Origin of the sequence: Luteibacter yeojuensis (assembly GCF_011742875.1) — a bacterium.
Taxonomy (GTDB): Bacteria; Pseudomonadota; Gammaproteobacteria; order Xanthomonadales; family Rhodanobacteraceae; genus Luteibacter; species Luteibacter yeojuensis.
This window is the reverse complement of sequence record NZ_JAAQTL010000001.1, coordinates 3,252,418-3,265,751: the sequence shown is the minus strand read 5'-3', so window position 1 is coordinate 3,265,751 and position 13,334 is coordinate 3,252,418. Positions and strand designations below refer to the sequence as shown.

Here is a 13,334-nt window from a genome sequence, read left to right as displayed (position 1 = left end):
GATGTACGCGGCGGGATTGACGAATTAGAGTGGGCCGACGTCACCCCGGCGGCTCCATGCGCTACTCCACTCCCCCCGCGAACGGCTCATCCTCCGACTGGTCCGCTTATCTGCTCGAGCGCGCACCGGCGATGATCGCGTACGTCGACACGACGACGCGCTACCGTTACGCGAGCCCCGCCTATCTCGCCTGGATGAACATCCACGATGCCGACGTGGTCGGCAGGCGCATGGCGGATGTCATCGATCCGGCCCTGTATGCGCGCATCGAGCCGGACCTGCGCGCGGCGCTCGCCGGCACCGTCATGGTGGTCGAGCGCAGCCTCCGCAACAGCGTGGGCGACCACTACGCGCAGGCCACGTTCTCGCCCGACCTCGACGACGACGGCAACGTGCTCGGCCTCGTCATCCTGCTGGCCGACATCTCCGGACGGCGCGTGCTCGAAGCCCGGCTGAAGGAAAGCGAACGGCGCTTCTCGCAGGCCTTCCGCTATGCCGCCATCGGCATGGCGCTGGTATTGCCCGACGGCCGCTGGCTGCAGGTGAACAAGGCACTCTGCGCCATGCTCGGGTACGACGAAGACGCCTTGATGGCCACCACCTTCCAGGACATCACCCATCCCGACGACCTGGCGGCGGACCTCGGCTTCGTCACGAACCTCTTGTCGGGCGAGCATCTGTCCTACCAGATGGAAAAGCGCTACATGCATCGCGACGGCCATGTCGTGCACGTGCAGCTCAGCGTGTCGCTGGTACGCGACGAGCATGGCGAGCCGTTGTATTTCATCTCGCAGATCCAGGACATCAGCGAGCGCAAGGCGTTCGAAGACGCCCTGTTCCGTGAGCGCGAACTGGCGGAAGTCACGCTGAAGTCCATCGGCGACGCGGTCATCACCACCGATACCCAGCTCGTCGTCACCTCGATCAATCCCATCGCCGAGGCCATGACCGGCTGGTCGCAGCACGAAGCCGTGGGCCGGCCCATGGACGACATCTTCCAGTTGCGCGATCCGCTCACCCGCCGCCCGATCCCGAACCCGTTGATCATGGCGGTGAACAAGAACAGCATCGTGGGCCTCACCACCGACGCCATCCTCGTGCACCGCAACGGTTTCGACAGCCCCATCGAGGATTCCGCCGCCCCCATCCACGACCACGCCGGCAACGTCGTCGGCGGCGTGGTGGTGTTCCACGACGTGAGCGAAACGCGGGCCCTGGCGCTGAAGATGGCCCACCTCGCGCACCACGACACGCTCACCGGGCTGCCGAACCGCGCGCTGCTCACCTCGCGCATGGAATTCGCGGTGACCGTGGCCGCACGGCGCAACCAGCGCGCCGCGCTGCTCTTCGTCGACGTGGACCACTTCAAGCAGATCAACGATTCGCTGGGCCACGCCGCCGGCGATACCTTGTTGCAGGAAGTGGCGCGGCGCATTCGCGGCGCCGTGCGTCCCGACGATACCGTGAGCCGTCTCGGCGGCGACGAATTCGTGGTGCTGATGCCGCACATCGATGGCCCGGGCGATGCCAGCGCGGTGGCCGACAAGGTGTTGGCCGCCTGCAGCCAGGCCGTGGGACTGGGCGTCGACGCCTCGGCGCTCACCATCAGCTTCAGCATCGGCATCAGCGTGTACCCCGACGACGCCGAGGATGCCGAATCGCTCCTGCGCAACGCCGATACCGCCATGTACGAAGCGAAGATGCAGGGCCGCAACGGCTACCGCTTCTTCAACCCGAGCATGAACGAGCGCAACACCGCGCGCATGCGCATCGAGGTGGCGTTGCGCAAGGCGCTCGCCCGCAACGAACTCAGCCTGCACTACCAGCCGAAGGTGGACGTGGAACTGGGCACCATCGTCGGCGCAGAGGCGCTGCTGCGCTGGCAGGCGGACGGCGAAGATGTCTACTCCCCGGAGGAGTTCATCCCCGTCGCGGAAGATTGCGGCCTCATCGTGCCCATCGGCGAATGGGCGCTGCGCGAAGCCTGCCGGCAGGCGGAGACGTGGACGCGCCTGTACCGGCCGCTCTCCGTGTCGGTCAACGTCTCCGCCCTGCAGTTCCAGCACACGCGCTTCTACGAGTCGCTGCGCACCGTGCTCGTCGAAACCGGCCTGCATCCCACGCTGCTCGAGCTGGAACTCACCGAGCGCACCGTGATGGAAGGCGGCGACCACATCGCGGAACTGCTGCGCAAGATCAAGTCGCTGGGCGTCGCGCTCAGCCTCGACGACTTCGGTACCGGCTATTGCAGCCTCTCGTACCTGAAGCACTTCCCTATCGACATCCTCAAGATCGACCGCGCCTTCATCCGCGACGTCGCCTGGGACAACGACAGCGCCGCCATCGTCGGCGCCATCGTCGCGATGGGCAGGGGCATGAACAAGCAGGTGCTGGCCGAGGGCGTGGAGAGCATGGAGCAGGCGACGTTCCTCGGGGCGGCCGGCTGCTCGCAGATGCAAGGCTTCCTCTTCGGCAAACCCATGACCGCCCGCGACTTCGAGGAGCGCATCTCGGTGGTGGACATGGGCGATCCGACCGTTATCCAGGACTGACACGATCATGTAGGAGCCGCTATAGCCGCGAGGAAACCTCGCGGCACGACAGCAAGCTCGCCCTCGCCGCTATAGCGGCTCCTACATCGGATACGGCTACGACTCCAGCGGCGCCTCGTACATGAAGTAATGACACCGCTCCATCCCGAGCCCGGCGTACGTCGCCTGCGCCCGCTCGTTCTCCAGCTCCACATAAAGCCGCAGTCCCACGGCGCCCGCGCCTTCCGCCATCGCCTTCACATGCGCGTACATCCCCCGGAACACACCGGCCCGCCGCGCCTCCGGCGCGACGTAGACACTCTGCACCCACCAGAAGTCGCCGCACCGCCAGTCGCTCCATTCATACGTGACCAGCAGGCAGCCCACGGCGGTTCCATCGAGTTCCGCCACCAGATAGAAGCCGCGGCGCGGCTCCTCGAAAACAGCCTTCACGCCGCGACCGATCGTGGCGGGATCGAGCGTCTTGCGCTCCGTCTCCCAGGCCATGGCGATGTTCCAGCGGGCGATGGCGTCGGCATCCTGTTCCGCCGCGCGACGAATCTCCAGAGACATGAGGTCATCCATTCGATGGGCGTCGCTTGCGCGACGCGCCGAGTTTACGGGTAAGGGTGTTGCGGCCGACCCCGAGGGCCGCCGCCGCGTTCTGCCGGTGACCGTCGTTGGCGAGCAACGCGACCTGCAACAGGGTTTTATCCAGCGCCTCGCGGGCGCGATTGTGGATATCCGGCTCGCCTTGCGCCAGCGCGTCCTGCGCCCAGAGACGCAGGGCCTCGGTCCACTCGGTACCGCGCGCCTGGCCCATCGACAGGCTGCCCAGGTCGCCCGCCTGGATCTCCACGGCGGGCGCGATGACGGCCAGCCGGCGGCAGAGGTTTTCCAGTTCGCGAACGTTGCCGGGGTATTCGCGCTGTTCCAGCAGCTTCATCGCGCCGCGGGAGAAGCGCTTCGGCGGCAGGTTCAGTTCGGTCGCCGCCTGCGCGAGGAAGTGCTTCGCCAGCAGGGGTATGTCGTCACGGCGGTCGCGCAGGGACGGCAGGTGGATCCGCGCCACGTCGAGGTGGTGCTTGAGATCGGCGCGGAAGTGGCCGGCGGTCACCCGTGCATCGAGATCCTGCTGCGTCGCCGCCACGATCCGCACGTCGCCGCGCATGAACTCGCGGCCACCGACCCGGTAGAACTCGCCACCGGCCAGCGCTCGCTGCAACCGCGCCTGGAGTGCGATCGGCATGTCGCCGATTTCGTCGAGGAACAGCGTGCCGCCCTCGGCCTGCTCGAAGCGGCCGGCATGCCGGCGCGTGGCACCGGGGAAGGCGCCCGCCTCGTGACCGAACAGCTCGCTCTCCAGCAGGTCCGAAGGGATGGCGGCCGTATTGAGCGTCACGTAAGGCTTGCCCCTTCGCGCGCTCTCGTCGTGCAACGCGCGCGCCACCAGCTCCTTCCCCGTGCCCGTTTCCCCGGTGATCAACACATTGAGGTCGCTCGCCGCCACGCGTCCGATCAGGCGGAACACTTCGCGCATCGCCGCGCTTTCGCCAAGCAGGGGGTGGGTGTCCGCCCGCGTCGGCGGCACGACGACTTCCTCGCGCGCCGCGGCCAGCGCACGCTCCACCGCCTGCACGGCCAGATCGAGGTCGAAGGGTTTCGCGATGTAATCCGCGGCCCCCGCGCGATACGCGGCAGCCGTCGTCGCCACATCCGTATAGGCGCTCATCACGATCACCGGTCCGATGTTGCGCCGGGTCAGGTATTCCAGGAGGTGCAAGCCGTCCTCGCCGGGCATGCGCACGTCGGTGACGAGCAGGTCGGGCCGGCTTTCCGCGAGCGCCGCGCGCACCGCGTCGCCCGTGCTGAATTCGCGCACGCTATGGCCGGCGTCGCGCAAGGCTTCGGCGAGCACGAAGCGCACGCCACGGTCGTCGTCGGCGATCCAGGTCTCGGTCATGGGCGCTCCATCGGGAGGTAGAGCGAGAAGGTCGTCTCGCCGGGATGGCTCGTGTAACGCAGGTCGCCGCCGTGCTCGATCGCGATTTCGCGCGAGAGGGCGAGGCCCAGGCCGGTGCCGTCGGGCCGGCCGGAGACGAGCGGATGGAAGAGCGTGTCGCGCAGATCGTCCGGTACCCCGGGGCCGTTGTCGACGACGTCGATACGAAGCGCGGCGCGCGCGATGCGATCACCGAGGCGGACGCCGTGTTCGACGCGGGTGCGGAGCGTGACGGTGCCCGCGTCTGCCTGGATGGCGTTGCGCGCGAGGTTCAGGAGCACCTGCAGCAGACGGTCTGCGTCACCGAGGATGTCGGGGAGGCTCGGATCGTAGTCGTGCCGAATGTCCGGGGCATGGGGCTCCGAGGCGAGCAGTGCTCCGAGGCGCTCGAGGAGTTCATGCACGTTGACCGGCGCGATCCGCGCCGCGCCGCCGTGACGCAGCAGGCCGTCGGCCAGTGTGGCGAGGCGATCGGCTTCGGCGATCACCATGGCGGCAAGCCGGCGGAGGTCGGCGTCGCCGACCCGGCGTTCGAGCAGCTGGGCTGCGCCGCGCAGGCCTGCCAGTGGATTCTTTACCTCATGGGCGAAGCCGCGCAGCGTGGCGGACAACGGCGTGTCGGCCGGGGCCAGGTCGGCGGCCAGTGGGTGGACCTCGACCAGGATCCGGCCATCGTCGACCCGTTGCATGGAGACGTCGGCGACCAGTTCCTGGCCACGCCCGACGCCAAGGCAGGCTGTTCGCAGGTTGAAGGCACGCCGCTCGGTGCGGGCTCGTTCCAGATGGGGAGCCAGCGCCGGATTCCGCATAAGAGTCGTCAGATCCTGGCCGGTAGCCGTGCGCTGGCCTACACCGAGCATTTCGGCGAGGGCGGGATTGAGCCATGACATGCGACCGTCTGGCTCGAGCAGGGCTACGCCCGTGCCCAGGAGCGTCAGGAGTTCGGCTTGGTCTGGTGCGTGCATTGCACCAATTTAGGGATTTATGGCGACTGCTGCAATGCACGCCAAGGCGTAAAGCCCGGCGAGCGCACGCTCGTACCAAATAGGCACCGGTTTGCGTGGCCGCATTTGGGGTAATCGACGTCAGCTGTCGATCTGCGTGATCTTGGCCACCCTGCCGTTCACCACCTCGATCTGCACCGACTTGCCGCGCCGGTAGTACTCCAGCCGGTAGCCTTCCAGGCCGCCACGACGGGTCTCGATAGGGGTTTCGCGATCCGGCTTGCCTGCCACCTGGCGCAGGCGACCTTCGCTGTCGCCGGTGGAGATCACCTGGGAACCGAAGCGATAGGTGTCGGCAGCCGCGGCGCTTGTTGCGAGGAAGGCGAGGATGAAGACAGCGACGGTGAGCTTCATGAGGTCTCCTTATCCGGAAAATGCCGAGCATAAACCGCCGTGCCAGGTCGGTCCGATCAAGATCGCCTTCCAGCTCGTTCGAGCCTGAAGGCATCAAGAGGCTTTGAGCGCCTATTTTTTCCTGAACCGGCGGGTGAAGAATTTCTTGGCTACCTAACAAGGCCGCGTAAGCTGATCGAGGCTAACTACGTCGCGTGTCAGGAGAAAGGTTGATGAGCTATGCCGTCGACGCCAAAACCGCTTTGCCCTTGTCTCTCGTTGAGCGCATTTTTCAGAATCATCATGGTGTCGTCCGCCACCCTGAGCGCCACAGGAAGAAACCCCAAGACCGGCGGGCTTATAGCAAGAAAATTCACGTCGAAGGCTCCACTCTTGCGCTTCCGAAGCGCGAGGTGCAGCCATGAAGATCCTGATGGTCATCACGTCCCACGACCAGCTCGGCAATACCGGCAAGAAGACCGGGTTCTGGTTAGAGGAATTCGCTGCACCGTACTACGTGTTCCAGGAAGCCGGCGTGGACCTGGTGCTTTCCTCGCCGAAGGGCGGCCTGCCACCCTTCGATCCCAAGAGCGACGATCCCGAATTCCAGACGGAACTGACCGCGCGTTACAAGAAGGATAAGGTAGCCCAGGACAGGCTTTCGAAGACGGTGAAGCTCTCCGAGGTCTCACACGAAGGATTCGATGCCGTGTTCTATCCGGGCGGCCATGGCCCGATGTGGGACCTGGCCGAAGACCCGGTCTCGATCAAGCTGATCGAATCGTTCTACGCCGCCGGCAAGCACATCGCGTTTGTATGCCATGCGCCCGGCGTGTTGCGCCATGTGAAGGGGCCGGATGGCGAATGGCTGGTGAAGGGTAAGAAGGTCACCGGCTTCACGAATACCGAAGAAGATGCCGTACAGCTTACGAACGTCGTGCCTTTCCTCGTCGAGGATGCGTTGAAGAAGAATGGCGGCGTCTTCTCCAAGACGGACGACTGGAAGATCTACGTACTGGTCGATGGCCTCCTTGTCACCGGCCAGAACCCCGCATCGTCCGGGCCCGGAGCCACGGTGCTCCTCGCAATGCTCCGCTCGCGCTAGTTGGCCGCCGTCTTCGGTGGCGGCGCTGCCTCCACGCGCTTGAGCTTCATCGGTGGGCCGCCTTCGATAAAGGTCATGCTCGAAAAGTCGGGAGCGAACTCACCCGTGACGCCCAGGGACTCGGATCGAAAGCGCGTGGGCGAGAGCGCGATCAGGCGCTCGGGAACGGGGGCGCCCGCGTTTGCATACAACCCGTCCGGGCGCGCTTCGAAGACCACGTTGAGTCCGCCACCGACGAAGCGTCCGTTCGCTTTCGAAAGCTCCGCGAGCGACAGTATCTTCTCCTCGGTCGCCGGGGCAGCGATGTCGGTCCAGCCGTAGTCGGTGGCGACGGCGCGCACCACTTCATTCATCAGTCGGCGGCCGTCACCTCCATTGGTCAGGACTACTACGCCATCGCCCTTGCCGACGTACGACACCATGAAGGATTCGTATCCCCTGTTCACGCCATCGTGTCCGAACCGCTCCTGTTTACCCGTATACAACGCGACGCCGAGTCCCCAATTGTCCTTGACCGGTGTCAGCATCCTCCGGGTCATGGCTGGCGTGAGGCGATGACCTTGCCTGCCCTCGGCGGATGCCTGGACGTCGATCAGCAACCGGGCGAGATCACCCGCGCTTGTCCATAACCCGGCGGGGGCAAGTTCCGGCTGTGCGAGGTAGCCCCCGGGAATCGGCGTGCCGTTCTCGTGACCGGATGCCATGTTGGCGCGGATCGCCGGCGGCGGCACCGCGGCGAAGGCGCTTCGTGTCATGTGGAGAGGACCGAACACTTCGCGTTGGGCAAGTTTCTCGAAGGGCATGCCGCTCACGTCGGAGAGAGCGAGTTGCGTCAACACGTAACCGCCGCCGGAGTATTCGAATTGCGCACCCGCCGGGAGCACGCTGCGCACGGCGGGGGTATTGGCAGGCGGCATGCCGTCGAGGATCTGCGCGGGCGTGGGTAGCGGCGCGCCTGGCGCGTAACCGGCGAAGCCATGAACACCGAGCCCGGCGGTATGGCTCAGCAGCTGGCGAAGGGTCACCCCATGAGGGGCCAGCTTCGGATCCTCGGGCAGCTTCCACGAATCAAGCGCATCGTCGATGTCCCGGTTCAGGCTGATCCACCCTTGCCCCGCCAACCGAAGCGCCAGCACGGCCGTCACGACCTTGCTGATCGACGCGACCTGGAAATCCGTGTCCGGCGTCACAGGTGCACAGCTTGCGGTGTCGCGCACACCCCAGCCGCGCGCCCAGTCGATCTTGCCGTTGTGAATCACGGCGATGCTGATACCGGGTACTTCGTATCGGCGCATGCGCTCGGCCAGGCTGAACGGCTTGTCGCCGCGTTTGATGACCGGCGGTTGCAAATTGGCCTCGACATAGCGGGTATGGGCGTTGCTGGGACCGCCCGCCGCCTCGTCGATGGCAGGGCACCGGGCCGGCTCAGCGAGGACAGGGGCGGAACATGCCGCAGCGATAACCGCCGCGCTATGGAAAGCGCGCTTTCGAATGAACTGCATGTCGGATGTCCTTACTGGCGACGCATGACGGAGTTTGCGATCGCGCCGTTCCTGTTGAGCTGGATGAATACCTGCTGCGCACCATGCTCGTATTGAACATCGTAGATATCCCAGCCGTAGTCGGTGACACCTTCGAACTTGTAAGACTCGACCGAGCCAAGCCTTGCGGCACTGTGCGCGTCCGAGGCGTTCAATATCTGCTTAAGCGCATTCTCGCTGTCGGGAAAAGGTTTCTGGTCCTTGACCCGGGCCGCCAGGTCTTCGCGAATCCGATCCGCGGTGGCGGGACCCACGCGGGGAGCCTCCATGACGATGCGTCCATGCTCGCGTACCGTCAGGGACCTGGCCTGACCTCCACCACCCCCGATGAACTCGAGCGTGACATCGATGCTCGGTATGGAGAACTCCCTGTCGCCGAGGGGAGAAACATCGATGACGCCCTGCGCGACGAACTGGCCAATGGGTGCCACGGTCAACCCGTCCCCTTTGCGCGCCACCGTGACCAGCGAGTAATCGCTGAGTTCGTAAAAGCCAACATATTCGTCGAGAAGCCCCGGATTTACCGTTATCGCGCCGTTCGCAAGCGGTGCGGCGGAAACAGGCGGCGTGACCCTTGCAGCGAATATCGCCATGCCGAGGGAAATGCTGATCAGTCCGAACGCCATCGCGCCTGCCAATTTCCCCGGTTTCGACAACATGATGCGTATCCTCCGTTCGAGAAACGACCTGGATTCCGACATCGCCGTGACCGCCGCGATGTACTCGGACTGGTTCTGCCCCACCTGGATCAACGTTTCGCAATAGGTCTCGACATCTCCGCCATCGCCCAGGACACGCGCATCGCAGTCCACTTCGATGGCGCAGCGAAGACGATGGAACTGCCACCAAAGCAACGGGCTCCACGGCATGGACACCAGGAGAACCAACGCGATGGCCACAAGCAGCGGATCGCGTGCTTTCAGATGCGATTGCTCATGGGCCATGACGTAGGACTGCTGTTCCGGCGACTCCCGCAGCACCCAGGCCGGCACCACGATGCGCGAACGGATCAGTCCGACGACCGCAGGCCCCACGTTGTCGGAGAGGAGTACAGGTACGCCACACAAGGTCCCCCGTGCCCAGCTGCGTTTACGGCGATGGAACAAGGCCGTGCCCACGCCCAGAAACAGCACCAGGGTGATCGAACCGGCCAACCATATGTCCCGCAGAAGCGAATTGACCTCGACGGACGACGTGTACGACTTTGCCCCACTCCAGTCGATGACCGTCGACGCCAGCGGGAGGGAGGTCGTATCACGCAGGGTGAATGACGCGGACGTACCTGCCGGCTCGAGCGAGCGAGGCGGCGGCATGGAAACCGTCGCCATCGTTATCGGCAGGAACAGCGACGTCGCGATGGCGATAATCCAGGCCCAGCGCGTGGGCATCCGACGATGCTTGGCCGCCCGCTCGGCCAGCAGGGCCGCCCCACTGAGCGCGATCGCGACGAGGCCGGCATAGATCATCCAGGCGAGCATCACGATTTTTCCTTGGCGGACCGCTCTGCCAGCCATTTGGCCTGCAGCGTGCGCAGCACCGTAAGCACGTTGGTATAGGCGAGCTTGTCGCTCAATCGTTCGCGGACATCCGTCACGAGAGAGGGGCCGTGATCCCAGAGCACCCGCTTGATGTCCGCCTCGCGGTCGGTGAGGGAGATCTTCATGGCCAACGCCCGCCCCGCTATCTACTATCGGTGTAGTAGATATAGGCGGCCGCCGGGCGATTGTCAACTACATCTATAGTTAATAATCCCGCCGGCGCTCAGGCCGATACGGTTCGCGCCGGGACTCGCAGGTAGATCCATCCGGCGAAGCCGGAAAGCACCGAGCCGGCAAGAATGCCGAGCTTCGCCTCGTCCTGAAGCGCCTGCTGTTCCGGGAAAGCCAGCATGCCGATGAACAACGACATCGTGAAGCCGATGCCGCAAAGAAGCGCTGTGCCGAGCAGCTGACGATAAGTGGCATTCCGCGGCATCGCTGTCCATCCGAGGCGGATGGCGACGAAGGCTGTCGAGAAAACGCCGATGACTTTTCCGAGCGCGAGGCCGAGGCCGACGCCGAGGGTGACGGGCGCCAGCCACTGATCGAGGCCGATCCCGGACAACACGATGCCTGCGTTGGCCAGCCCGAAGAGGGGCAGGACCGTAAGCGGCACCAGGCGATGGAGAGCGTGTTCGAGCCGCAGCAAAGGGGAGTACGTGCAATCGCCATCCGATGGTGCCCGCCCCTGCTCGTCCCTCAGCGGAATGCAGAAGGCGGTGGCTACTCCGGCCAGCGTGGCATGGATACCCGAGGCGTGGACCAGGAACCACAGGGCCACGCCGAGCGCCAGGTACGGCCACAACGTCCGCACGCCGAAGCGGTTGAGCCCGGCCATCGCACCGACGACCGCGATGGCGCCGCCAAGGGAAGGCAGGTCGAGGTGCGGGGTATAGAAGACCGCGATGATGATCACGGCCCCGAGGTCGTCGATGATGGCCAGCGCCGCGAGAAACGCCTTGAGGGATGACGGCACCCGACTCCCGAGGAGGGCCGCGACGCCGAGCGCAAAGGCGATGTCCGTGGCCGAGGGGATGGCCCAGCCCGTGGAAGTTTCGCCCGAAGTGCCGTTGATGAGCAGGTAAATCAGCGCCGGGACCAGCATGCCACCCAGGGCGGCGACGCCGGGAAGAAGGCGGCTACGGCGGTCCGCCAGTTCGCCATCGACGACTTCCCGCTTGATTTCGAGGCCGACGAGGAGAAAGAAGATCGCCATCAGGCCGTCGTTGACCCAGTGCAGGACACTCAGGGGACCGATGTGCAGCGCGAGAAGGCTTTCGTACGCATCCCTGAAGGGTGAATTGGCCGTCACCAGGGCCACCACGGCGGCGCCCATGAGAACGAATCCACCGGTGGCGGAGCCGGATACGAAGTCGAGGAGGCGCTGGAACGGGCGCCAGATCAGGGTCTTCAGCAAGGAAATCGGCCAGGTGCAGGCGGACCCGCATCGTCCCATTCCTTATTCGGTCTTGCAAACCCGCGCAAAAAAAAGAGCAAGGTGCGAGCCGACAACAGGCCACACCTTGCTAAAGGAGAGGGCGGTGCAACGCCGCCCCCTTCGTCCGTCCCGTCTGGACGCGAGACTGGGAGACTCAGGGAACCAGCGGCCAGCTCACCTGCTGGACGATCGGCGGCAGCGGCAACCACCACCCGGTGGCGGGAAAGCCGTATTCGTAGGTCACGCTGTCGTGCATGGCGAAGGAGTGCATCGGGTCGGCCTGGCAGACCACATCCCTGGCGGGCATGACCCCGAAATTCAGATAAGCGAATTCCGTGTCGTTCGTGCAGGTGTTGTCGTCGAACATGATGCCGTGTGTCGCGCCGTTGTTTACCAGCACCATGCGGACGTCGCGGCCGTTCGTCAGGCGATCCTCGAACGCTTCCGAATAGGGCGTGGACGGATCGAATTCGTTCTGCAGCATCAGGCCGTGTACGACGGTACGCCGTTCCAGCGCGCGGTCGACGACCGGGCGCCAGGGCCAGTTCTGGCAGTAGTCCACCAGCGTGGACGCACCGATGGCCCAGTACCTGCGGACGTCGGCGATCTTCTGAGCGATACCGCGCGGATCGGACGAGCCGGAGTCATTGCATTGCAGCGCGAACGCCATGGGATTGAAGCTGGACCGGGTCCGCAGGTCGGCAAAGGTCATTGCGGCGATCTGCTCGGCATAGGCGATATGGGCGGGATCGCCATCCAGCGCCTGGGACATCGCGCTCAGCGAGGGCGACACCAGCAGATCCCAGAAGACCCACATGCCGGTGCCGTCGAGCGCCCCCAATGCCTGGTCCGGCGTCACGCTGCCCATGCGGTGCTCCGAGGCGGCACGGTAGATGCGCTGGAACGTCGTCAGCACCTGTTGCGGCGTCGTACCCATATGGAACTGGTCGTCGTGCCGCGCAATGAACGGCATGAAGGCCTGCTGCACGCTCAACTGGTCCATCGCCATGCGCTTGAGCGACTGGCGCTGCCAGTCGAGGTGTTCCCAGTTCATGTTGCTGTCGAGCACCACGCGCTCGAACATGCCGGGAAACATGCGCGTTGCATAAGCCATCAAGCTGCTGCCGCTCGACACGCCGAACAGGTCGGCGCGACGGAAGCCGAGGATGGCGCGCACCAGGTTCAGGTCGCGAACATGATTGGGCGTGTTGATGCCCTTCAGTAAGGTCGCGTGCTGTTGCAGGCAGGCGCTCATCGAGCGGTTCCACCAGTCCTGCTGCGCCCGCACGCCGGCGACCGTGGGATTGCGGCTGTCGCCGTCCATGAAATTCTCGGCACCGCTGCGCGGTGCGTAGTCGCAACTGACCTGGGTACCGGTGCCGTCGGTGATGCCGCGCAGGTCGACGCCGACCACGAGGTGACCGGTCTGCACTTCCGGATGCAGCTGTTCCAGCATCTCCGCCATGGAAGCGCTGGAGTTGTCCGGGCCACCCGCATTCACCAGCAGGAGACGGCTGTGCGGCGGCGGATCGAGCGGCCTGGAGATGCCGATGGCGATGTCGCCCTGCCCCGGGTCGGCCCAGTCGACGGGCACCGTGACCAGGGCGCATTGGATGGTCGTGCCGTCGGTGAACAGCGACGGCGGGCACCCTCCCCAGTTCACCGGCTGCTGGTAGTACTTCGCATAGGCGGGATCGGTGCTGTGGTCGTCGATGCCATGGGCGCCGGCGAATACAGGACAGGCCATGCAACCGATCGACATCAACAGTTTGCGTGCGGATAACGTAATTGCCTTCATCTTGTTGCTCCCCTGGTCGGCCATGGCAAGATGGTCGACAGGGT

12 protein-coding genes are annotated in these 13,334 nt (G+C 65.1%); 3 read left to right on the top strand and 9 right to left on the bottom strand.

The genetic code is table 11. The features are described 5' to 3' along the window. The first annotated feature begins 56 nt into the window (after positions 1 to 56). Entirely contained in the window at positions 57 to 2,552 is a 2,496-nt protein-coding gene (locus tag HBF32_RS19530; RefSeq protein WP_166700349.1) for a sensor domain-containing protein, read from the top strand. A gap of 96 nt (positions 2,553 to 2,648) precedes the next feature. Here the strand turns inward: HBF32_RS19530 and HBF32_RS14730 are convergent, their stop codons facing one another. From HBF32_RS14730 to HBF32_RS14715, 4 genes are all read right to left on the bottom strand, one after another. After that, positions 2,649 to 3,104, bottom strand: a complete 456-nt coding sequence (locus HBF32_RS14730; protein ID WP_166700348.1) for a GNAT family N-acetyltransferase — start codon at positions 3,102 to 3,104, stop codon at positions 2,649 to 2,651. Positions 3,105 to 3,108: 4 nt separating this feature from the next. Beyond that, positions 3,109 to 4,494 (bottom strand): nitrogen regulation protein NR(I), encoded by a 1,386-nt coding sequence (gene ntrC / locus HBF32_RS14725; RefSeq protein WP_166700347.1) that lies wholly within the window; start codon positions 4,492 to 4,494, stop codon positions 3,109 to 3,111. Then, positions 4,491 to 5,498, bottom strand: coding sequence for a two-component system sensor histidine kinase NtrB (locus HBF32_RS14720; protein WP_166700346.1), 1,008 nt, complete (start codon positions 5,496 to 5,498; stop codon positions 4,491 to 4,493). The genes ntrC and HBF32_RS14720 overlap by 4 nt, the downstream gene beginning before the upstream one ends. Positions 5,499 to 5,618: 120 nt before the next feature. Next, positions 5,619 to 5,891, bottom strand: a complete 273-nt coding sequence (locus HBF32_RS14715; RefSeq protein ID WP_166700345.1) for a DUF2845 domain-containing protein — start codon at positions 5,889 to 5,891, stop codon at positions 5,619 to 5,621. 212 nt (positions 5,892 to 6,103) lie between these two features. Here HBF32_RS14715 and HBF32_RS14710 point away from each other — a divergent pair, with 212 nt between their 5' ends. After that, positions 6,104 to 6,295, top strand: coding sequence for a hypothetical protein (locus tag HBF32_RS14710; RefSeq protein ID WP_166700344.1), 192 nt, complete (start codon positions 6,104 to 6,106; stop codon positions 6,293 to 6,295). Then, complete coding sequence (locus tag HBF32_RS14705) at positions 6,292 to 6,975, top strand: type 1 glutamine amidotransferase domain-containing protein (protein ID WP_166700343.1); 684 nt, start codon at positions 6,292 to 6,294, stop codon at positions 6,973 to 6,975. The genes HBF32_RS14710 and HBF32_RS14705 overlap by 4 nt, the downstream gene beginning before the upstream one ends. Here the strand turns inward: HBF32_RS14705 and HBF32_RS14700 are convergent. The 5 genes from HBF32_RS14700 to HBF32_RS14680 all read right to left on the bottom strand — a co-directional run bounded on the left by HBF32_RS14700 (position 6,972) and on the right by HBF32_RS14680 (position 13,239). After that, positions 6,972 to 8,477, bottom strand: coding sequence for a serine hydrolase domain-containing protein (locus HBF32_RS14700; RefSeq protein ID WP_166700342.1), 1,506 nt, complete (start codon positions 8,475 to 8,477; stop codon positions 6,972 to 6,974). The two genes, HBF32_RS14705 and HBF32_RS14700, sit on opposite strands and share 4 nt — an antisense overlap. Positions 8,478 to 8,488: 11 nt before the next feature. Next, the gene (locus tag HBF32_RS14695) at positions 8,489 to 9,994 is read right to left on the bottom strand and encodes a M56 family metallopeptidase (RefSeq protein WP_166700341.1); all 1,506 of its coding nucleotides are present in this window, start codon (positions 9,992 to 9,994) and stop codon (positions 8,489 to 8,491) included. Further along, positions 9,994 to 10,179: a BlaI/MecI/CopY family transcriptional regulator gene (locus HBF32_RS14690; protein ID WP_166700340.1), complete on the bottom strand. Its 186-nt coding sequence runs from the start codon at positions 10,177 to 10,179 to the stop codon at positions 9,994 to 9,996. Before HBF32_RS14690 ends, HBF32_RS14695 begins: the two co-directional genes overlap by 1 nt. Positions 10,180 to 10,277: 98 nt before the next feature. After that, positions 10,278 to 11,471 (bottom strand): Na+/H+ antiporter NhaA, encoded by a 1,194-nt coding sequence (gene nhaA / locus HBF32_RS14685; protein WP_240147847.1) that lies wholly within the window; start codon positions 11,469 to 11,471, stop codon positions 10,278 to 10,280. A gap of 175 nt (positions 11,472 to 11,646) precedes the next feature. Then, positions 11,647 to 13,239: an alpha/beta fold hydrolase gene (locus HBF32_RS14680; protein WP_240147846.1), complete on the bottom strand. Its 1,593-nt coding sequence runs from the start codon at positions 13,237 to 13,239 to the stop codon at positions 11,647 to 11,649. Positions 13,240 to 13,334: the final 95 nt, after the last annotated feature.